This is a genomic window from Pseudofrankia coriaricola, assembly GCF_001854805.1.
In the GTDB taxonomy this organism is placed as follows: Bacteria; Actinomycetota; Actinomycetes; order Frankiales; family Frankiaceae; genus Pseudofrankia.
Map to the genome: position 1 here is coordinate 9,349 of NZ_MBLO01000211.1, position 21,364 is coordinate 30,712.

Consider the following 21,364-nt stretch of genomic DNA (forward strand, 5'->3'; position numbering starts at 1 on the left):
AGCGCCAGCCTCACAGCGCCTCCGAGGCGATCGCGTTGACGGCGGCCACCGTCATCGCGCTGCCGCCGCGGCGGCCGTGCACGACGAGGTAGGGCAGGTCGAACGGGTTGTCGGCGAGGGCGCGCTTGGATTCGGCCGCGCCGACGAAACCGACCGGCAGGCCGAGGACGGCAGCCGGCCGGGGCCTGCCTGCGCCGAGCATCTCAAGCAGGTGGAACAGTGCGGTCGGGGCGTTCCCGACGGCGACGACGGCGCCGGCGAGCCGGTCGCCCCACAGCTCCAGGGCCGCCGCGGACCTGGTGGTGCCGAGACGGGCGGCGAGCTCCGGGACGCCCTCGTCGCCGAGCGCGCAGACGATCTCGTTGTCGGCGGGCAGCCGGCGCCGGGTGATCCCGCTGGCCACCATCCGCGCGTCGCACAGCACCGGCGCCCCGGCGCGCAGCGCGGCGCGGGCGGCGCCGACCAGGCCGGGGCTGGCCTCGACGTCCGCGGGCAGGTCGACCATGCCGCAGGCGTGGATCATCCGGACGACGACGTGCTCCAGATCGGCGGGGAAGGCCGCGAGGTCCGCCTCGGCGCGAATCGTCGCGAACGACTGCCGGTAGATCGCTGCCCCGTCGTGCTCGTAGTCGTAGCGCGGGCTGGTGTCGGTCACCATCGGGACTCCTTCGGTTCGGCGCCCGCGGCGCGGACCAGGTAGCCGGCGGGGCCGGCGACGACCTCCATGTGCGGCCCGGTCGGCCGCCCGCAGCGGCGGGCACAGCCGCTCCAGTGCGCCCGGACGCCCGGCGGGCCCGACGGCATGTCGCCGGCCCGGATACCCCCGGCCGGCACGCCGCCCACCGGCACACCGTCGACCAGCGCACCGTCGACCAGCGCACCGTCGGCCAGGGCAACCGGAGCGACGAGGCCGGCGGTGACCGCGCGGGCGGCGTCGGCGCGGACGTCCGCGAGCGCGCTCGCGCAGCCGGGACGACCGGCGCAGGCGGTGACCCGTGTCCACATCGACCCGGGATCGGTGACCAGGCCCGTCCGCCGCGCGCGGGCGGCGAAGGACGATGGGTCCCCCAGGCAGGGAACGACGATCGACCGCCAAGGGGTGATCCGCAGCGGCGGATCGCCACGGGGGCTGGCCTGGTCTCGGCCATCGTCCACCCGGGTGGCCGCGGCGACGGTCGCGAGCAGGTCGGCCGCCGGGCGGGTCAGCCGGCCGAGCGGCACGTGGACGGCGGCGGCGTGTGCTCCATCCGGGCGCCGCCAGGTCCCGACCGGGTGCGGGGCCGGCCGGGGGGCCGGGCGGGGCGCTGCGGGCCGGCCGGCCCGCAGCCCGGCGGCGAGCTCCGCGCCACCGTCGGGGAGGTCGCGAACCCGCCAGAAGGAATGGTCGCCGCCGATGCCCGTGGCGGCGTCCGCCGCTGCGCGCAGGAAGGCGCGCGCCGCGGCCTGCAGCTCGCCGACCGCCCCCGAGCGGTCGACCGCCACGCCGGCCGGGCCGATCCACCAGTGCCCCTCCGGCGCGGGCGTCGCCCAGGCGTCCGGCGCCAGGGCGACGATGTCACCGGTCCCGTCGTCCAGGCCGAACAGGAAGCGGCCGGACAGCCCGGCGAGCTCCGGGTCGGCGCACAGCGCCTCGTCGAGCCCGCGAACCAGGTCTTCCAGCCGCATGCCCGCCGCCGGGGCACCGTCGCCGCCCGGCGGAGGCGTACCGGCGGGCGAGCCGGTGCCCGCGCCGGTCAGGCCCGCGAAGGGCGAGGCGACGATGTTGCGGACCCGTTCGTGCGTGGCCGACGGCAGCAGGCCGAGCTCGGCGACCCGGTCGGCGAGCTCGGCTCGCCGGCCCAGGGGCACGCCGCGTAGCTGCAGGTTTCCCCGTGACGTGAGCTCGACGGCGCCGGGCTCGCCGAAGGACTCCGCGAGCGCGGCCAGCGCCGCCAGCACCCCGCCGTCGACGAGGCCCCCCGGCAGCCGAATCCTGGCCAGGCCACCGTCGGCCGCCTCGTGCAGCACGAGGGCACCGGGGCAGCGGTCGGGCCGGGACCGTCCGGAGCTCACGGTGCACGCCCTTCCAGATCGCCCTCCGCGCGCAGGTAGACGTCACGCAGCGCGTCCAGGGTCGCCTGCTGCGGCGCCTCCCACATCCCGCGGTCGACGGCCTCGAGAAGCCGCTCAGCGATGCCGTGCAGCGCCCACGGGTTCGCGTCCGCCAGGAACTTCTGGTTCTCCTCGTCCAGGACGTAGGCCTGGGTGACGGCCTCGTACATCCAGTCGGCCACCACGCCCGCGGTCGCGTCGTAGCCGAAGAGGTAGTCGACGGTCGCGGCCAGCTCGAAGGCGCCCTTGTAGCCGTGCCGGCGCATCGAGGCGATCCAGCGTGGGTTGACCACCCGGGCTCGGACCACCCGGGCCATCTCCTCGCCGAGGGTGCGGGTGCGCACCGTGTCGGGCCGGGTCGAGTCGCCGACATAGGCCCGGGGCCCGCGCCCGGTCAGCGCCCGCACCGTCGCGATCATGCCGCCGTGGTACTGGAAGTAGTCGTCGGAGTCGGCGATGTCGTGCTCGAGGCTGTCGGTGTTCTTCACCGCCACACTGATCCGCCGGTACGCCGCCTCCATGTCGTCGCGGGCCGGCCGGCCGTCGAGGCCGCGGCCGTAGGCGAACCCGCCCCAGGCCGCGTACACCTCGGCCAGGTCGCCGTCGTCGTGCCAGGTGCCGGCGTCGACCAGCGGGAGCAGCCCGGCGCCGTACGCGCCCGGCTTCGAGCCGAAGACGCGGGTGGTGGCCCGGCGCCGGTCCCCGTGGCTGGCCGTGTCGTGGTCGGCATGTGCCCGGACGTAGTTGTGCTCGGGGTCCTCGTCGAGGTCGGCGACGAGCCGGACAGCGTCGTCGAGCAGGTCGACGACGTGCGGGAACGCGTCGCGGAAGAACCCGGAGATCCGGACGGTGACGTCGACGCGGGGCCGGCCGAGCTCGGCGAGCGGCATCGGCTCCAGCCCGCGCACCCGCCGGGACGCCTCGTCCCACAGCGGGGCGACGCCGAGCAGGGCGAGGATCTCCGCGACGTCGTCGCCCGACGTCCGCATCGCCGACGTCCCCCAGGCGGACAGGCCGACCGAGCGCGGGTACTCGCCGGTGTCGGCGAGGTGGCGGGCGAGCAGCGAGTCGGCCATCGCCCGGCCGGTCTCCCAGGCCAGCGGGCTCGGGACCGCGCGCGGGTCGACGGCGTAGAAGTTGCGCCCGGTCGGCAGGACGTTGACCAGGCCGCGCAGCGGCGAGCCGCTCGGGCCGGCGGGAACGTAGCCGCCGGCGAGCGCGTGCAGGGTCCGGTCGATCTCGTCGGTGGTGCGGGCGAGCCTCGGCACGACCTCGGTGACGGCGAAGGCCAGCACCGCGGCCACGGCGTCCCGGTCGACGCCGCCCGCACCCCCGCCCGCGGACGCGGGCGCGGACGCGGACGCGGGCGCGTCGAGGACCTCGGCGACGACCTCCGCGACGGCCGCTGGCTCCCAGCGGCGGTCCTCCAGGCCCGAGACGAGGGCCCGGGCGACGGCCTCGACCGCGTCAGTGCGCGCCGTCCCCTCGGTGTCGCCGAGCCCGAGGGCCTGACGCAGGCCCGGCAGCGCGGCGGCGCCGCCCCACAGCTGGCGGGCGCGCAGGATCGACAGCACCAGGTTGATCCTCGCCTCGCCGGTTGGCGCCAGGCCGAGGACGTGCAGGCCGTCGCGGATCTGGGCGTCCTTGATCTCGCAGAGCCAGCCGTCGACGTGCAGGATGAACTCGTCGAACTCGGCGTCGTGCGGCCGGTCGGCGAGGCCGAGGTCGTGGTCGAGCTTCGCCGCCTCGATGAGCGTCCAGATCTGCGCGCGGATCGCGGGGAGCTTCGCCGGGTCCATCGCGGCGATCTGCGCGTGCTCGTCGAGCAGGCGCTCGAGGCGGGCGATGTCGCCGTAGCTGTCGGCCCTGGCCATCGGCGGGACGAGGTGGTCGATGACGGTGGCGTGCGCCCGCCGTTTCGCCTGGGTGCCCTCGCCCGGGTCGTTGACGAGGAACGGGTAGACCAGCGGGAGGTCGCCGAGCGCGGCGTCCGGTGAGCAGCTGGCGGACAGCGCCGCCGCCTTGCCGGGCAGCCATTCGAGGTTGCCGTGCTTGCCGACGTGCACCACGGCGTGCGCGCCGAACCCGAACCCGGATCCGGACCTGGCGCCGGGCGTGCCCGGTCCATGGCGCAGCCAGTGGTAGGCCGCCAGGTAGTGATGGCTCGGCGGCAGGTCGGGGTCATGGTAGATGGCGATCGGGTTCTGCCCGAACCCGCGCGGCGGCTGGATGAGGATCACCACGTTGCCGGCGGCGACGGTGGCGAGCACGATCTCGCCATCCGGGTCGGACGAGCGGTCGACGAACAGGTCGCCGGGCGCGGGGCCCCAGTGCTCCTCGACGGCGGCGCGCAGCCCGGCCGGCAGCGTCGCGAACCAGGAACGGTAGACGGCGGCGGGGATACGCACGGGGTTGCCGGCAAGCTGCTCGGCCGTCAGCCAGTCCTCGTCCTGGCCGCCGGCGGCGATCAGGCCGTGGATGAGCGCGTCCCCGTCACCCGCGGCGAGGCCGGGCAGGGCGTCGGGACCATCGGCCGGTCCGACGTCGTAGCCGGCGTCCCGCATCGCCCGCAGCAGCGCGAGCACGCTGGCCGGGGTGTCGAGACCGACCGCGTTGCCGATCCGGGCGTGCTTGGTCGGATACGCCGACAGCACCAGCGCGATGCGCTTGTCCGCGTTCGGGACGTGGCGCAGCCGGGCGTGGCGGACCGCGAGGCCGGCGACGCGGGCCGCCCGCTCCGGGTCGGGCACGTAGCGGGTCAGGCCGTCGGCGTCGACCTCCTTGAACGAGAACGGGACGGTGATGATCCGCCCGTCGAACTCGGGGATGGCGACCTGGGTGGCGGTGTCCAGCGGCGAGAGGCCGTCGTCGCTCGCCTCCCACTGGGCCCGCGACGACGTCACGGCCAGCGCCTGCAGGATCGGCACGTCCAGATCGGCGAGCGCGCCGATGTCCCAGTCCTCGTCGCGCCCGCCGGCGCCGACCTCGGCGGGGCTCGCGCCGGACCCGGCGCCGCCGGCGGCCAGCACCGTCGTCACCAGCGTGTCCGCCTGGGCGAGCTCGGCGAGCAGCCCGGCGTCAGCGGTGCGCAACGACGCGCAGAACACCGGCAGCGCCCGGCCGCCGGCCGCCTCGACGGCGTCGGCGAGCGCGTCCACGAACGCGGTGTTGCCGGCCAGCTCGTGCGCCCGGTAGTACAGGAGCGCGACGGTCGGGCGCGGCTCGCCGCCCTCGCCAGGCGCACCTTCCCCGCCCGGCACGTCGCCCCCACTTGGCACACAGTTCCTGCCCGCAGCGGCGTCCAGCGGCCGCGCGGCGCCACCCGGGTCCGCGCTCGACCCGGGCCTGGGCCGGACGCCCCACGGCGGGGTCGGCACCGGCGGGTCGAACCCGAGGCCGGTGAGCAGCAGCGCGTCGGACAGGAACCGGGCCAGCTGGCGCAGGTTGTCCACGCCGCTGTGGGCGAGGTAGGCGTGCGCCTGCGCCGCCACCCCGGCGGGCACCGAGGAGAGTTCCATCAGCTCGGCGTCGGGGACGAGCTCCCCGCTGAGCACCACCAGCGGCAGGCCGCCGGCGAGCAGCGCGTCGACCCCATCCGGCCAGGTCCGCCGGCCGCCGAGCAGCCGCAGGACGACGACGTCGGCGCCGTCGAGCAGCCGCGGCAGGTCGGCGACAGCGAGGCGCGCCGGGTTGGCCAGCCGGTAGTCCTCCCCGGTGGCGCGGGCGCACGACAGGTCGGTGTCGGACGTCGACAGCAGAACGATCACGGACGGCTCCCCTGGTCTGGCAGAGATCCACGCGAGTGGCCGGCCGCCGGCGGAGCGCCCGGCGGGACGAACGGCAGGCCCACCGGCGGGCCATCGGCCAGCAGCTTCAGCAGCGCGCCGGTGTCGAGGTGGTGGGCGACGAGGTCGCCGAGGATGTCGAGGCGCCGTTCCCGGACGGCCGCGAAGGAGACCTCGCCGCGCGGACGCCAGGGCGAACCGGCGGACGCCGCGACGTCAGCGAGGAACGCCCGGCGGAAGCCGTCGTTCTCCAGTGCGCCGTGCCAGGTGGTGCCCCAGACCGCGCCGGCCCGGCAGCCGTCGAGGAACGGCTCCCCGCCGTGCACGGTCGCCACCCCATGATGGATCTCGTAGCCGCGCACGGGCTGGCCGTAGGCGGCGCCGTCGGGGCGACCCAGGGTCTTGTCGACCGCGAAGCGGACGGTGACCGGCAACAGCCCAAGGCCGTCGACGCGGCCCGCGCAGCTCTCCACCTCGTCCACGATCGTCGCGGCGAGCATCTGGTAGCCGCCGCAGACGCCGAGCACCGGGCGCCCCGCCGCCGCGCGGCGGGCGAGCGCCCCGTCCAGCCCGCGCCGGCGCAGCCAGCCCAGGTCGGCCACGGTCGAACGGGTACCGGGCAGCACGACGAGGTCAGCCGTGTCGAGGTCCTCGGGCCGGTCGGCGTAGCGCACCGCGACGCCGGGCTCGGCCGCCAGCGCGTCCAGGTCGGTGAAGTTGCTCAGGAACGGCAACCGCACGGCCGCCACCCGCAGCGGGCCTTCGGGGTCGCCCCGGGTCTCACCAGGCGCGGGCAGGCCGAGCGAGTCCTCCACGTCGAGCCCGAGCCCGTCACGCCACGGCAGGACGCCGAGGGTGGGCCGGCCGGTGAGCGCGCGCAGCATGTCCAGCCCCGGTTCGAGCAGCGCGCGCTCGCCGCGGAACTTGTTGACGACGAACCCGGCGACCAGCGCCTGGTCGGCCTGCTCCAGCAGCGCGAGCGTGCCGTACATCGCGGCGAACACCCCGCCGCGGTCGATGTCACCGACGACGATCGTCGGCAGGCCAGCGGCGCGCGCCAGGCCCATGTTCGCGATGTCGGTCGCCCGCAGGTTGATCTCGGCCGGGCTGCCGGCGCCCTCGCAGACCACCACGTCGAACCGGGAACGCAGGTCGGCGAGGCTCGCGAGCACCTCGCCGAACAGCCGGCCCTTCAGCGCCCGGTAGTCGAGCGCGCCCGCCTCGGCGACCGGCCGGCCGCGCAGCACGACCTGGCTGCGATGCTTGGCGCCCGGCTTGAGCAGCACCGGGTTCATCGCCGCCTCGGGCTCCACCCCGGCGGCGGCGGCCTGCATCACCTGGGCACGGCCGATCTCCCCGCCGTCGGCGGTCACCCACGAGTTCAGCGACATGTTCTGCGCCTTGAACGGGGCCACCCGCACGCCCTGGCGGGCAAGCCACCGGCAGATCCCGGCCGTCAGCACCGACTTGCCCGCGTCCGAGGTGGTCCCGGCGACAAGCAGGGCGCCGCGTACGCCGGTCACCGAACACTCCGGCGCGGCGGCCCAGGCCGACGGCGCGTACCGGTCCGTCGGCACGCACCGGTCAGGGCCGCGCCCACCAGGGCGCTCACGGCGACGCCGGCCGCCGCCACCGCCACCGCCAGGTCGCCCGAGCGGGCGACGTCGGCGCCGCGCGGCGGCGAGCCGTCGCCGAGGCGGCCCCGGGTCTCCAGCTCACCTTCGTAGACGTTGGTCCCGCCGAGGGTGATCCCGAGGGCGCCGGCGAACGCCGCCTCACACTGGCCGGCGTTGGGGCTGGGGTGGCTGTAGCCGTCGCGCCGCCAGACCCGCCAGGCCTCTCGCGGCGACCCGCCGACCACCGGGGCCGTCAATGCCGTGAGCACGGCGCACAGCCGCGCGGGTACCAGGTTCGCGACGTCGTCGAGACGGGCGGCAGCCCAGCCGAACCGCAGGTAACGCTCGGAGCGGTGCCCCACCATGGCGTCGAGGGTGTTGGCGGCCCGGTAGCCGACGACGCCTGGCAGGCCGAGCAGGGCCCCCCACAGCAGCGGGCCGAGAACCGCGTCGGCGGTGTTCTCCGCGACCGACTCGATCGCCGCCCTCGCGAGCTCCGGCTCGTCCAGCCCGCTCGGGTCGCGCCCGCAGAGGTGCCCGAGTCGCTCCCGGCCGCCGACCAGGTCGCCGGCCGTCAGCAGCCGGCTCATCACCACGGCCTCGGCCCGCAGCGACGTACCCCCGAGCGCCGCCCACAGCGCCACGGCCAGCGCCACCGGCCGCGCCGGCCGGGGCAGGCGGCGGTCCAGCGCGGCGGCGGCGAGCACCGGCCCGCCGACGGCGGCCGCGACGAACGCCACGCCGGCCGGGCGGGAGTCGGCGTAGAGCAGGCGTTCGGCCGCGTGCGCGGCCCGGCCGTAGCCGGCGACCGGATGGAACCGGGCCGGGTCGGCGAGGACCGCGTCGGCGAGCGCGCCGGCGACGAGCGCCGCCGCGACGGCGGCCGGGCCGGGCGCGCCAAGCCCACCCTTGGCCTCGCCACCCTGGGCCTCGCCGCCCTGGGCCTCGCCACCCTGGGCCTCGCCGCCTCGGGCACGCGCGGCACCACCGGCGGCCAGGCCGGTCCGGCCCCATGAGCCATGTGAGCCATGTGAGCCGTGTGAGCCCCGGGTGTCCTGGATGCCCCGCTCGCCTCGCGTGCTCCTCGCGCCTCGCTCACCCCGCGCCAGGCCGCCGGTCAGCCGGTTGGCCCGGCGGTCAGCCCGCGGCACGGACGGCCCCGTTCGCCTGGGCCGCGTGCGCCGCGGCGACGAAGCGGGCGGCCGTCCCGGGAAGCCCCGCCCAGTGGGTGTGCAGGTAGGAGGCATGGATGCCGCCGCGGACGAAGCCCTCCGTGACCTCGTCACCGGCCGCGTCGCGCCACGTCCATGCGGGGGCGGTGCCCCGCGGCGGGCCGCCCGCGGCGCCACCGGCCGGCGGGATGGCCACCGTGCGGTGGAACTCGTGGCCGCGGGCGAGGGTGCCGCGCGCCGCGAGCACCGAGTCGGTGACCGCCACCGCCTCCCGGTAGCCCAGCGTGAGGCGCGGCGTCATCGCCGCCGTCACGTCGCCCAGCACGCCGCACATGGGCTCGCCGTCCAGCGCGCGGCTCAGGTAGAGCAGCCCGGCGCACTCGGCGGCGACCGGAGCGCCGGTGGCCGCGAACGCGCGGACCCGGGCTCGCAGCGCGGCGTTGGCGGCGAGCGCGCCGGCGTGCACCTGCGGGAACCCGCCGCCGATGACCAGCGCCGACGTCCCGTCGGGCAGCGCCTCGTCGACCGTCGGGTCGAACCGCGCGACCTCGGCACCGGCGGCGGCAAGCAGCTCGGGCGTCTCCGCGTAGCCGAACGTGAACGCCGGGCCGCCCGCCACGGCGACCACCGGGCTCCGCCCGCATGGCCCGGGTGGCCCGGCCGCCGGCGGCGCCGGGACCGCGGGCTCGGGGACCTCGGCGGCGTCGGCCCGCGGGTCCCAGGGCTCGGCCGGAAGGTCCGGCGCGGTCGCGGCGAGCGCGAGCAGCGCGTCGAGGTCCAGGCCGGCGCCGACCGCGTCGGCGAGCTCGGCGACCGCGGCGCGGGCGGGCGCCGCGCGCTCGGCGGCCGGGACCAGGCCGAGGTGGCGCGACGGGGTGACCAGACTGTCGCGCCGGCCGAGGATGCCGAGCACCGGCATGCCGATCTCGGCCATGGCGGCACGCAGGATCTCGGCGTGCCGCTCGGTGCCGACCTGGTTGAACACGACGCCGCCGATCCGCACCGCCTGGTCGAACGAGCGGAAGCCGTGGACCGTCGCCGCGACCGACCGACCGGCCGACCGCGCGTCGACGACCAGGACGACGGGCGCCGCCAGCAGCGTGGCGACGTGCGCCGTCGAGCCGAACCCGGCGCGGGTCGCGTGCCCGTCGAACAGGCCCATGACCCCCTCGATGACGGCGACGTCGGCGCGCCGGGGTGTCAGCGCGCCGTGCAGGAACAGCGGCATGATCCGCCGCTCGCCGACAAGCCACGGGTCGAGGTTGCGCCCCGTGCGACCGGCGGCCAGCGCGTGGTAGCCCGGGTCGATGTAGTCGGGGCCGACCTTGTGGGGCGAGACGGCCAGCCCGCGCGCCCGCAGCGCGGCGAGCAGGCCCGTGGCGATGGAGGTCTTGCCCGCTCCGCTGGCCGGCGCGGCGAGGACGATCCGCGGGATCCTCACCGCCGGGCCGGCGCCGTGGCCAGGATGGCTGGGTTGGTCGGGGCTGCCGGGGTGGTGATCACCACTCGATCCCCCGCTGGCCCTTCTGCCCGGCGTCCATCGGGTGCTTGACCTTGGTCATCTCGACCACCAGGTCGGCCGCCTCGACCAGCCGCGGGTGCGCCCGGCGGCCGGTGATGACGACGTGCTGGAACCCGGGGCGCGCGGCGAGCGTGGCCACGACGTCCTCGACATCCACCCAGCCCCAGTCGATCACGTAGGTGAACTCGTCGAGCACCAGCAGGCCGTAGGTCTGGGCGGCGAGGTCGGCCTTGATCCGCTCCCAGCCCTCGGCGGCGGCCGCGGCGTGGTCGTCCAGCGGGCCGCGCTGCGTCCACGACCAGCCGGAACCCATCTTGAACCAGTCCACCGGCGCGCCCTCGCCGGTCTGTTCGTGCAGCCGGCCCAGCGCCCGCAGCGCGTTCTCCTCGCCGACCTTCCACTTGGCGCTCTTGACGAACTGGAACACGCCGATCGGCCAGCCCTGGTTCCAGCCGCGCAGCGCCAGCCCGAAGGCGGCCGTCGACTTCCCTTTCATGTCGCCGGTGTGGACGATCACCAGCGGCCGGTTGCGCCGCGCCCGGGTCGTGAGCCCGTCGTCGGGAACGCTCGTGACCTTTCCCTGCGGGGCCATCAGGCGGCGTCCCGCAACGCGCGGACGGTGGCGGCGAGACCGGCGCCCGTGGCGGCGCCGTCCGGTCCCGCGGCCACTGGTCGGCTCCTTCTTCCGCCGGGGGTGTCGGGCCCGGCGTGAGGCGCGGCGCCGGGCGCGGTCAGGTCGGCGAGCGTGAGCAGCGGGGCGCCGAGCCCGGCGGCGAGCGCGCCGGCGAGCCCGAGGCGGACCCGGCCCGTCTCGCAGTCGACGACGACCGCGGCGACGCCGGAGCGGGCGAGCAGCTGGGCGGCCGGGCCGGGCGCGGGGCCGGCGGTGTGCCGGCCGTCGGTCAGCACGACGAGCAGCGCCCGGCGGCTCGGGTCGCGCAGCCGTTCCCGGGCGAGGGTGCGATGCGCGAGCAGTAGGCCCTCGGCCAGCGGCGTACGCCCGCCGGCCGGCAGGTCCGCCAGGCGCGCCGCCGCGACATCCACCGACGACGTCGGCGGGAGCGCCAGCTGCGCGGCCTCGCCACGGAACGTCACCAGGCCGATCTTGTCGCGGCGCTGGTAGGCGTCGAGCAGGAGCGACAGCACGGCCGCCTTGACCGCGGCCATCCGCGACCGCGCCGCCATCGAGCCCGAGGCGTCGACGGCGAACAGCACCAGGTTGCCCTCGCGGCCTTCCCGCCTGGCCTGGCGCAGGTCGGCGGGGCTGAGCCTCAGGCCCGGGCCGCTGCGGCCGCGCGCGGCCTGGTGCGGCGCCGCCGCGAGCAGCGTCGCGACGACATGCGGGTCGCGCAGCCGGCCGGCCGGCACCTGCGCGCCCACCACCGCGCCCGCGCCCGTGACCGCGCGTGACCGTCGCCCGGGGACACCCCGGCCCACGCCGGGCACCTCAAGCCGGCGGGCGCGGAACGTGGCCGACGGCGCGACGACGCTCTCCGGCGCCGCCGTGCCCACCGGCGCCGAGGCGGCCTGGTCGGCGGAGGGCCGCCCGGCGGGGCCGTCGCCCGCGGACGCTTCGCCGGCCGCGGGGGCGCCGCTTCCGGGACCGCCCCCGCCGGGGCCGGGATCCGGGTCGCCGTCCACGCCGTCCACGCCGTCCGCGCCGGCCTGGCCGTCGGGCCCGGCTGGCGCGCCCGCGTCCGGGCCGAGGTCCGCGTCGCCGCCGGGGCTCGCGTCATCCCGGTCGCCAACTTCAAGATCGTCAACGTCGGGGCCGTCGCGGTCCGGGTCCTCGTCGTCGAGGCTCTGGCGGGCCGCGTCCAGCGCGGCGTCGAGCTGGCCCGGGTCCAGGCCGGGCGCGTCGAAGGGGTTACGGCGGCGGCGGTGCGGCAGCGCGAGCGCGGCGGCGGCCCGGACATCCATCTCGGTGACCTCGGCGCGACCTTCCCAGGCGGCATGCGCGAGCGCGGCCCGGGCGGTGACCAGGTCCGCGCGCAGCCCGTCGACCTCGAACGCGGCGCAGACCGCCGCGATCCGGGTCAGCTCACGATCGGGCAGCCGGACGGCCGGCAACGCCGCGCGGGCGGCCGCGATCCGCGCCGACAGCTCCAGCTCGACCGCCGCATAGCCAGCCGCGAATGCCTCAGGGGCAGCGTCGAACGCCAGCCGTCGGCGGACCACCTCGGCCCGGGCCGCCGTCTCCCGCGGTGCCGCGACCTGCACGGTCAGTCCGAAGCGGTCGAGCAGCTGCGGCCGAAGCTCGCCCTCCTCCGGGTTCATCGTGCCGACGAGTACGAACCGGGCGTCGTGCCGCACCGACACGCCGTCGCGCTCGACATGCGCGACACCGAGCGCGGCCGCGTCGAGCAGCAGGTCGACGAGATGGTCGTGCAGCAGGTTGACCTCGTCGACGTAGAGCACGCCGCGGTGCGCGGCGGCGAGCAGGCCCGGCTCGAACGAGACGACCCCGGAGGTCAGCGCCCGCTCGATGTCCAGCGAGCCCACCAGCCGGTCCTCGGTCGTGCCCACCGGCAGCTCACACAGCCGGGTCGGCCGGGTGACGGCGCGCGCCGACGCGTGCGGGCCGTCCGGGCAGTCGGCCACGGGGCGCTCCGGGTCGCAGGCGAACCGGCAGCCGGCCACCACCGCCACCGGCGGCAGCACCGCCGCGAGGGCACGCACCGCCGTCGACTTGGCCGTGCCCTTCTCACCCCGGACGAGCACGCCGCCGATCTCGGGAGAGATCGCGTTCAGGACCAGCGCGAGCCGGAGGTCGTCCATGCCGACGATCGCGCTGAAGGGGAACAGGGACACGCACCCACCTCGCACCGGCAGGTGTCCGCGCCTGCCACCCGTACGGGCCCGGGAACTGTTGCCCACGGGCGGGCGGCCGAGGTGTTCTGGCTCACCGCGCGGTGCCAGCCGCGGCTCACAGTGGCGGGACCGCCCCGGCCTTGGCGCCGCGCGCCGCACCGGAGTTCCCCTCATGTCGCCTGGCAGGCATGGTGCCATGGGAGGGCTGCCCCGGGATAGTGACGACCAACACCCCATGGAACCGCTTACCGCCATCAACGCGACGGCGCGAGCTGAGGACATGCACAATCGCCCCTGTGCCAGCCAGCCCCCCGCCCGCCGCGACCGGGCCCGCCGCCGAGCCCGCCCGAGCCGCCGACGTCGGCGTGACCGTCGGCGCGACCTTCGATGTGACCGTCGTCGGGATCGGTGAGGACGGCTGGGACGGGCTCGGCCAGCCGGCCAGGGAGGCCCTCGCCATCGCCGATGTCGTGCTCGGCGGCCCACGCCAGCTCGCACTCGTCGCCGGGCGGGTACGCGCGGGCGAGGCGTGGCCCCGTGACCTGGCCGCCGCGGCCGCGGCCCTGCCCGAGACCCACGCGGGGCGCAGGGTCGCCGTGCTGGCCAGCGGCGACCCGATGCACTACGGCGTCGGGTGGACGCTCGTACGGGCACTCGGCGCCGAGCATGTGCGGGTGCTGTCCGCGCCGTCGTCGATCTCGCTGGCCTGCGCGCGGCTCGGCTGGCCGGTCGAGGAGGTGTCCGTCGTCAGCGCGGTCGGCCGGCCCTACGCGGCCGTCAGCCCCGAGCTGCGCCCCGGCGCCCGGGTGCTCGTCCTCACCGGCGACGAGGACGGCGCCGCCCAGGTCGGCCGCCTGGTGGCCGAACGCGGCCTCGACGCCGAGCTCACCGTGCTGGAACGGCTCGGTGGCCCGCGGGAACGGGTGAGCACCCACCCCGCCGGCGCCGCGCCGCCGCCACACGACCGGCTCACCATCGTCGCGGTCCGCTGCGGGCCGAACCCCGCGGCCGACGCGCGGGCGATGGCCGCCCGGGTGCCAGGGCTGCCCGATGACGCATTCGCCACCGATGGTGTGCTCACCAAGCAGGAGGTCCGCGCGGTCACCCTGGCCGCGCTCGCGCCGGCACCCGGCGAGCTGCTCTGGGACGTCGGCGCCGGCAGCGGCGGCATCACGACGGAATGGCTGCGCGCCGACCGCCGGTGCCGGGCGGTGGCCATCGAGCCGCGAGCCGACCGCGCCGCCCATCTCCGCGCGAACGCCGAGCGCCTCGCCGGCGCCGTCGAGCGGCCCGCCGGCCGCGCCCAGACCTCCCGGATCGCTGACCTCCCAGAAGACCTCCCAGCAGACCTGCCAGCAGACCTCCCAGATCGGCTTCGCCGATCCGGCAGGGACCCCGGGCTTCGCCGATCCGGCAGGGACCCCGGGCTCCGCCGATCCGGCGGGAACCCTGCCGCCGATCCGGCAGGGACCCCGGCGGCACCGGACACGTTGCGCGTCGTCGAGGGCCGCGCGCCGGGCGCGCTCGCCGGCCTGCCGACGCCGGACGCCGTGTTCGTCGGCGGCGGTGCCAGCGCCCCGGGCGTGATCGAGACCTGCCTTGCGGCCCTGCCGCCCGGGGGCCGCCTCGTCGCCAACGCGGTCACGATAGAGACGGAGGCGCTGCTCGCCGGCTGGCACCGCCGCGCCGGCGGCCGGCTGCGCCGGATCGCGATCTCCCATGCCGAGCCGGTCGGCTCGTTCACGGCCTTCCGCCCCGCCCTCCCGGTCACCCAGTGGGTCCACACCAAGGGAGCGACGCGATGACCGTCCACTTCATCGGCGCGGGACCCGGCGCCGCCGACCTGATCACGCTGCGCGCCCGGGACCTGATCGCGGCGTCCCCCGTCTGCCTGTACGCGGGCAGCCTGGTCGACCCGGCGGTGCTCGCGCACTGCCCTCCCGACGCGCGGCTCGTCGACACCGCTCGGCTGACCCTCGACGAGATCGTCGGCCACCTCCTCTACGCGCACGCGGCCGGTCTCGACGTCGCCCGGCTGTGCAGCGGCGACCCGTCGGTGTTCAGCGCCGTCGCCGAGCAGACGCGCCGTCTCGACGCCGCCGGCGTCCCCTACGACGTGTGCCCTGGAGTGTCGGCGTACGCGGCCGCCGCCGCCGAGCTGCGCCGCGAGCTGACCGTGCCGGGCGTCGCCCAGAGCGTCGTGCTGACCCGCACCAGCGAGAACGCCTCCGCCATGCCCGCCGGGGAGACGCTCGCCGCCCTCGGCGCCGCCCGGGCGACCATGGTGATCCACCTGTCCGTGCAGCGGATCGAGGCGGTGGTCGCGGACCTGCTGCCGGTGTACGGCGCCGACACCCCGGTCGCCGTCGTCGCCTGGGCGTCCCGGCCGGACCAGGTCGTGCTGCGCGGCCGCCTGGCCGACATCGCCGCGGCCGTGCGAGCCGCCGGGGTCCGCCGGGCGGCGGTCATCATCGTCGGCGACGCGCTGGCGGCGGGCGGCTTCCGCGACAGCCATCTGTACTCGGTGGAGCGGGACCGCTCGTGCGTGTCCTGATCCTCGGCGGCACGCGCGAGGCCCGCGACCTCGCCGCCGCGCTCGTCGACGCCGCGCTCATAGACGAACTGAGCTTCACGGTCACGACGTCGCTCGCGGGGCGGGTGAGCGACCCCGCGCTGCCCGCGGGCGAGACCGTGATCGGCGGCTTCGGCGGGGTCGCGGGCCTGCGCGCGTTCCTGCGCACCCGCGGGATCGACGTCGTCGTCGACGCGACGCACCCGTTCGCCGCGACGATGTCCGCGCACGCCGTCGCCGCGTGCGCGAGCACGAGCGTCGACGAGGAACCAGGCGGGCAGGCGGCGGCACCGGAGCCCGCACCGGCCCGGGCACACAGTCCCCTCGCCCAACCCAGTCCAGCCGAGCCCGGCCCAGCCGAGGGCAGCGCCGCACCCGGCCCAACCGGGCCCGGCCCAACCAAGGGCAGCACCGGCGAGGGCAGCCCCAGCGGGGACCGCCAGCACGAGGACGGCTACGGCGGGGATCGCCCGCGCGAGGGTGGCGCCGTGCCCCTGCTCCGGCTCGCCCGGCCCGGCTGGACCCGCCGCCCCGGCGACGACTGGCATCGCGTGCCCCATCTCGCGGCGGCCGCGGAGCGGGCCAGGGCGCTGTGCCCGCCCGGCTCGGCCGTCTTCGTCACCACCGGGCGCCGCCAACTCGCGCCCTTCGCGGCCGATCCCGACCGCCACTACGTGATCAGGGCCGTCGACCCCCCCGCCGATCTCCTGCCGACCCGGCACACCGTCCTGCTGGACCGCGGCCCGTACACGATCGACGGCGAGACCCGGCTGCTGCGCGACCACCGAATTCGGGTGCTCGTCACCAAGGACAGCGGCGGCGACCTCACAGTGGCGAAGCTGGATGCCGCCCGAGCGCTCGGTCTGCCAGTCGTCATGGTCGACCGGCCAACTGTGACCGGCCCGGTCCCACCCACCTGGCCCAACGTGGACGGCGTCCTTGCCGCGCTGCGTGAGCTCGCCTCAGCGGTCGCCTAGAAGTCCCCGGCGGCCTGGCGCATCTCGTTGAGCAGGCCGACGAGGGTGTCGATGCCGCCGTCGGGCAGGCCGGGCTCCGCGAAGACCGTGTCGTTGAGCTTCTCGGTGGCGGCGAGTGCGGTCGCCCGGCCCTCGTCGGTGATCTCGGCGAGGATCGCGCGCCGGTCGGTCGGGTGTGGTGTGCGGCGCACGTGGCCGCGCGTCTCGAGCCGGTCGACGGCGCTGGTGACGCTCGTCGGGTGGACCTGCAGGCGGACCCCGATCCGATTGAGTGGGAGCGAACCGCTGCGGCTGAACAACAGCAGCATCAGCACCTCGTAGCGGGCGAACGTCAGCTCGAACGGCCGCAGCACCTCGTCGACACGGGCCAGCACAATCTGCTGGGCACGCATCAGCGAGGTGACGGCGGCCATCCCGTCGGCGGCCTCCGCCCATCCGTGCGCGGACCACTGCCGTCGCGCCTCGGCGATCGGGTCGAAGGGGAGGGGCTTGCGCGGCGGCACGATACTGCGCTCCGGCGGGTGCTGGCGTCGACGGGGGCCACCGTCGACGCGGGTCTCGGCCTGTGGTCACGGTAGGTGGTGTTCATTGCATCCCACGTCCGGACGTCAAGGCAAAACGGCGCCACCGCGCGCGGCGCGGCTGACGCCACACCTTACCCACCAGTACCACCGTACCTACCCACCGGTATCACCCGCCGCGCCCGCCAGCCCCCGTCACCCTGGGAGGTCTGGACGCGTCAGCCGTCTTCGAGGCGCTTAGACGTTGCGGCGGTACTGGCCGCCGACCTCGAAGAACCCCTCGGTGATCTGGCCGAGCGAACACACGCGGACGGCATCCATCAGCGCCGCGAAGGTGTTGCCGCCGGAGGCCGCGACATCGCGCAGCCGGCGCAGCGTCTCCTGGGCCTCGTCGCGGTGCCGGTTGTGGAAGTCCGCGAGCCGGTCGAGCTGGGACTTCTTCTCGGCCTCCGTGGCTCGGGCGAGTTCCAGGGCGGTGGCGGTGTCGTCCGAGTTGTCTGGGGCGAGGAAGGTGTTGACTCCGACGATGGGGAGCGAGCCGTCGTGCTTCCGGTGCTCGTAGAGCATCGACTCGTCCTGGATGCGCCCGCGCTGGTAGCCGGTCTCCATCGCGCCGAGCACGCCGCCACGCTCGGAGATCCGCTCGAACTCCGCGAGGACCGCCTCCTCGACGAGGTCGGTGAGCTCCTCGATGATGTATGACCCCTGCAACGGGTTCTCGTTGCCGGCCAAGCCCCACTCCTTGTCGATGATCATCTGGATGGCCAGCGCGCGGCGGACGGACTGCTCGGTCGGCGTCGTCACGGCCTCGTCATAGGCGTTGGTGTGCAGGCTGTTGCAGTTGTCGTAGATCGCGCACAGAGCCTGCAGCGTCGTCCGGATGTCGTTGAAGTTCATCTCCTGCGCGTGCAGGGACCGGCCGGAAGTCTGGACGTGGTACTTCAGCTTCTGCGAGCGCTCGCTGGCCCCGTACTTCTCGCGCATCGCGACGGCCCAGATCCGCCGGGCAACCCGGCCGATCACGTTGTACTCGGCGTCCATGCCGTTGGAGAAGAAGAACGACAGGTTCGGTGCGAAGTCGTCGATCTTCATGCCTCGGGCGAGGTATGTCTCGACGTAGGTGAAGCCGTTGGTGAGCGTGAACGCGAGCTGGCTGATCGGGTTGGCCCCGGCTTCGGCGATGTGGTAGCCGGAAATCGAGACCGAGTAGAAGTTGCGGACCGCGTTCTGGATGAACCATTCCTGCACGTCCGCCATGCAGCGCAGCGCGAACTCGGTGGAGAAGATACAGGTGTTCTGGCCTTGGTCCTCTTTGAGGATGTCGGCCTGCACGGTGCCCCGCACGGTCGACAGCGCCTCGGCCCGGATCACCGCGGCCTCGTCGGCCGACGGCTCTCGGTCGTTCTCGGCCGTGAATCTCGCCAGTTGCTGGTCGATCGCGGTGTTCAGAAACATCGCGAGGATCGCGGGCGCCGGGCCGTTGATCGTCATTGAAACGCTCGTCGTCGGCGCGCAAAGATCGAAGCCGTCGTAGAGCGCCTTCATGTCGTCGAGGGTCGCGATCGAGACGCCCGAGGTGCCGACCTTGCCATAGATGTCCGGCCGCGTCTCCGGATCCCGGCCGTAGAGCGTGACGGAGTCGAAGGCGGTCGACAGCCGGGTCGCGGCCGCGCCCGCCGATAGGAAGTGGAACCGGCGGTTGGTCCGGAACGCGTCGCCCTCGCCGGCGAACATCCGGGCCGGCGCCTCACCGGCCCGCTTGAACGGGAAGACGCCGGCGGTGAACGGGAACAGCCCCGGCAGGTTCTCTCGACGCAGGAACCGCACCAGGCGGCCATCGTCGTCGATCTTCGGGACCGCCACGCGGGGGATCTTGGTGCCCGACAGCGTCGTCCGGGTCAGCGGCGTGCGGATCTCGTTGTCCCGCACCCGGTAGACCATCTCGTCACCGGCGCGCTCGGCGACGAGCGCCGGCCACGACTCGATCAGCTTGCGGGTTTCGGGATCGAGCGCGGCGTCGGCCTCCTCACGCAGGGCGACAACAGCGGCCGTCGCCGAGGTAGGCGCATCGACCCGGGCGATGGAACGGGCCTCAGCGCCCTCGAGTGCCTCCAGTGTGGTGGTGACGTGCTGCCGCAGGCGGGCGGTCTCGGCCTGCTGTTCGGTCCTGGCGTGGTAGTTGCGGACGCTCTCGGCGACCTCGGCGAGGTAGCGGACCCGCGCCGGCGGAACAACGGTCGTCAGGCCACTGGAGGCGCGCACAGTGACGCCGGGCAGCCTTCCCGGAGCAAGGGCCAAGCCGTGCCCGCCAAGCAGCCTCTTCAGTTCCTGGTAGAGCCCAGTGACGCCATCGTCGTTGAATCGGGCCGCCGAGGTGCCGAAGACCGGCATCTCGTCCCATGAAGTGCCAAACGCCTCGCGGTTGCGGACCAGCTGACGGGCGACATCGCGGCGAGCATCCTCGGCACCACGCCGTTCGAACTTGTTGATGGCGACGACGTCAGCGAAGTCCAGCATGTCGATCTTCTCGAGCTGGGACGCGGCGCCGTACTCCGGCGTCATCACATAGAGGGAGACATCGCAGTACGGCACGATCGCCGCATCTCCCTGCCCAATGCCCGGGGTCTCGACGATGACGAGGTCAAAGCCGGCGGCCTTGGTCGCGGCGATGATCTCGGACAGATGTCCGGGGACCTCCGCGCCGGCGGTCCTGGTGGCCAGCGAACGGAAGTAGACCGGGCCGCCGGGGGCGGTGTCGCCGAGGGAGTTCATCCGGATTCGGTCGCCAAGCAGCGCGCCACCGCCACGGCGACGGCTCGGGTCGACGGCGATCACCGCGATCCGCAGCTTGTCCTCCTGATCGAGGCGAAGCCTGCGGATCAGTTCGTCGGTGAGCGACGACTTGCCGGAGCCACCGGTGCCGGTGATACCGAGCACGGGAACTGTGCGGCCGGCAGCGGCCGACTGCACGGCCTCCGCGATTTCGGGGGAACGGCCGGCCTCCAGGACGGAGATCGTCCGAGCCAGCGCCGTCTCATCGCCCGCGAGCAACGCGTCGAGAGAGGAATGTTCGGCCGCGAGGTCGCGGTCGCTCTCCTGAAGAGTGAGGTTGATCATCGCCGGGAGGCCGAGCCGCTGCCCGTCCGCCGGCGAGAAGATCCTGGCGACTCCACGCGCGTGCAGCAGCTCGATCTCTTCCGGGACGATGACTCCGCCGCCGCCGCCGTAGACCCGGATGTGGCCGGCGCCCCGCTCACGAAGCCGCTCGACGAGGTAGCTGAAGTACTCGACGTGTCCACCCTGGTAGGAGGACACGAAGACGGCGTTGACGTCCTCCTGGACCGCGGCTGTCACCACCTGCTCGACGCCGCGGTCGTGGCCAAGGTGGATCACCTCAGCGCCCTGCGCCTGCAGCAAGCGCCGCATGATGTTGATCGCGGCGTCGTGCCCGTCGAACAGCGAGCCGGCGGTGACAGCCCGGAACGGGTAGACAGGCGCGTGGAGGGCTGAGGTTGCGCTCATCGCATGCACTCCTGAGAGACGGCCCCATGCCGGGCCGGGTGGCGACGTAGCTTGGCCTACCAATAGTAGGACGTCCATCTATTGGGTGCCAGTGGACCGACGGTCGTCCTACCGACTGTGACGCGGTCGATCCCGCCGCGACGCCGACCTGACGCAGGTTCCCGTGACCGTGAACTCAGGCGATCCGGATGCCCACGTCGGTTGGGCCCGTGGGCGCAGGTCGCCGGGCGGGCTGGTCGGGGTGGGCCGGGTGGTGTGTCGGGGCCGGGTCTGGAGGCGTGTGGGCCGGTGGCCGGCGGTGTGGTCGCGGGTGTGGGGGGTGTGGATATGCGGAAGGCCCGTCGTCCGCGCCAGAGTGTTCTCTGGGGACGACGGGCCTTCCGTCAATGATTGTTCGGCGGTGACCTACTCTCCCACCCGGCCTCCCGAGCAGTACCATCGGCGCTGGAGAACTTAGCTTCCGGGTTCGGAATGGGACCGGGCGTACCCTCTCCGCCAAAACCACCGAAACACTATCGAGTTATCGACACCTTCCCCCGCGCCGGAGCGCGGGGTGGTCTGCCGTTCCTCGGGAACCGCACAGTGGACGCGTAGCATCTTTGTAGGACAAGCCCTCGGCCTATTAGTACCAGTCAGCTCCACACATTGCTGTGCTTCCACATCTGGCCTATCAACCCGATCATCTCTCGGGGGCCTTACCAGGTTAACCCTGTGGGAGACCTCATCTCGAAGCGAGCTTCCCGCTTAGATGCTTTCAGCGGTTATCCCTTCCGAA

General features: G+C 74.9%; 13 protein-coding genes and 2 rRNA genes. 3 read left to right on the forward strand and 12 right to left on the reverse strand.

Features of this window, described 5'->3' with window-relative positions:
• Positions 1-10: 10 nt before the first annotated feature.
• From BCD48_RS24075 to BCD48_RS24110, 8 genes are read right to left on the reverse strand one after another with little or no spacing between them, the layout of a single operon-like run.
• On the reverse strand, positions 11-658 hold the full coding sequence (locus tag BCD48_RS24075; protein ID WP_071050655.1) for a precorrin-8X methylmutase: 648 nt from the start codon (positions 656-658) through the stop codon (positions 11-13).
• Positions 652-2,052 (reverse strand): ferredoxin-like domain-containing protein, encoded by a 1,401-nt coding sequence (locus tag BCD48_RS24080; RefSeq protein ID WP_071050656.1) that lies wholly within the window; start codon positions 2,050-2,052, stop codon positions 652-654. The genes BCD48_RS24075 and BCD48_RS24080 overlap by 7 nt, the downstream gene beginning before the upstream one ends.
• A complete protein-coding gene (gene cobN / locus BCD48_RS24085; RefSeq protein ID WP_071050657.1) occupies positions 2,049-5,858 on the reverse strand; it encodes a cobaltochelatase subunit CobN in 3,810 nt (1,269 codons plus the stop codon). The genes BCD48_RS24080 and cobN overlap by 4 nt, the downstream gene beginning before the upstream one ends.
• Positions 5,855-7,399: a cobyric acid synthase gene (locus BCD48_RS24090; RefSeq protein ID WP_071050668.1), complete on the reverse strand. Its 1,545-nt coding sequence runs from the start codon at positions 7,397-7,399 to the stop codon at positions 5,855-5,857. The genes cobN and BCD48_RS24090 overlap by 4 nt, the downstream gene beginning before the upstream one ends.
• Positions 7,396-8,643, reverse strand: coding sequence for a cobalamin biosynthesis protein (locus BCD48_RS24095; protein ID WP_241841952.1), 1,248 nt, complete (start codon positions 8,641-8,643; stop codon positions 7,396-7,398). Before BCD48_RS24095 ends, BCD48_RS24090 begins: the two co-directional genes overlap by 4 nt.
• Positions 8,630-10,105, reverse strand: a complete 1,476-nt coding sequence (locus BCD48_RS24100) for a cobyrinic acid a,c-diamide synthase CobB (RefSeq protein ID WP_071050658.1) — start codon at positions 10,103-10,105, stop codon at positions 8,630-8,632. Before BCD48_RS24100 ends, BCD48_RS24095 begins: the two co-directional genes overlap by 14 nt.
• A gap of 58 nt (positions 10,106-10,163) precedes the next feature.
• Positions 10,164-10,778, reverse strand: coding sequence for a cob(I)yrinic acid a,c-diamide adenosyltransferase (cobO, locus tag BCD48_RS24105; RefSeq protein WP_071050659.1), 615 nt, complete (start codon positions 10,776-10,778; stop codon positions 10,164-10,166).
• Positions 10,778-12,997, reverse strand: a complete 2,220-nt coding sequence (locus BCD48_RS24110; protein ID WP_071050660.1) for a VWA domain-containing protein — start codon at positions 12,995-12,997, stop codon at positions 10,778-10,780. The genes cobO and BCD48_RS24110 overlap by 1 nt, the downstream gene beginning before the upstream one ends.
• A gap of 296 nt (positions 12,998-13,293) precedes the next feature.
• Between BCD48_RS24110 and cbiE the strand changes: the two genes are divergently transcribed.
• From cbiE to BCD48_RS47160, 3 genes are read left to right on the forward strand one after another with little or no spacing between them, the layout of a single operon-like run.
• Positions 13,294-14,802 carry a precorrin-6y C5,15-methyltransferase (decarboxylating) subunit CbiE gene (gene cbiE, locus BCD48_RS52490; protein ID WP_241841953.1) on the forward strand — a complete coding sequence of 503 codons (1,509 nt, stop codon included), beginning with the start codon at positions 13,294-13,296 and terminating at the stop codon, positions 14,800-14,802.
• Positions 14,799-15,551, forward strand: a complete 753-nt coding sequence (cobM, locus tag BCD48_RS24120) for a precorrin-4 C(11)-methyltransferase (RefSeq protein WP_071050661.1) — start codon at positions 14,799-14,801, stop codon at positions 15,549-15,551. The genes cbiE and cobM overlap by 4 nt, the downstream gene beginning before the upstream one ends.
• Positions 15,539-16,546, forward strand: coding sequence for a precorrin-6A/cobalt-precorrin-6A reductase (locus tag BCD48_RS47160; RefSeq protein WP_083419115.1), 1,008 nt, complete (start codon positions 15,539-15,541; stop codon positions 16,544-16,546). The genes cobM and BCD48_RS47160 overlap by 13 nt, the downstream gene beginning before the upstream one ends.
• On the opposite strand, the gene BCD48_RS24135 is transcribed toward BCD48_RS47160, so the two are convergent.
• From BCD48_RS24135 to BCD48_RS24150, 4 genes are all read right to left on the reverse strand, one after another.
• Positions 16,543-17,049: a MarR family winged helix-turn-helix transcriptional regulator gene (locus BCD48_RS24135; protein WP_071050662.1), complete on the reverse strand. Its 507-nt coding sequence runs from the start codon at positions 17,047-17,049 to the stop codon at positions 16,543-16,545. The two genes, BCD48_RS47160 and BCD48_RS24135, sit on opposite strands and share 4 nt — an antisense overlap.
• A 255-nt stretch (positions 17,050-17,304) precedes the next feature.
• Positions 17,305-20,589, reverse strand: a complete 3,285-nt coding sequence (gene icmF, locus BCD48_RS24140) for a fused isobutyryl-CoA mutase/GTPase IcmF (protein WP_071050663.1) — start codon at positions 20,587-20,589, stop codon at positions 17,305-17,307.
• A 392-nt stretch (positions 20,590-20,981) separates the two neighbouring features.
• A 5S ribosomal RNA gene (gene rrf, locus BCD48_RS24145) occupies positions 20,982-21,098 on the reverse strand.
• Positions 21,099-21,191: 93 nt separating this feature from the next.
• A 23S ribosomal RNA gene (locus BCD48_RS24150) occupies positions 21,192-21,364 on the reverse strand; the annotation flags it as partial.

Excerpts from the sequence above, each read along its gene's own strand:
- BCD48_RS24075 (WP_071050655.1), bottom strand. The coding sequence starts at position 658 with ATGGTGACCGACACCAGCCCGCGCTACGACTACGAGCACGACGGGGCA.
- cobO (WP_071050659.1), bottom strand. The coding sequence starts at position 10,778 with ATGGCCCCGCAGGGAAAGGTCACGAGCGTTCCCGACGACGGGCTCACG.
- cobM (WP_071050661.1), top strand. The coding sequence starts at position 14,799 with ATGACCGTCCACTTCATCGGCGCGGGACCCGGCGCCGCCGACCTGATC.
- icmF (WP_071050663.1), bottom strand. The coding sequence starts at position 20,589 with ATGAGCGCAACCTCAGCCCTCCACGCGCCTGTCTACCCGTTCCGGGCT.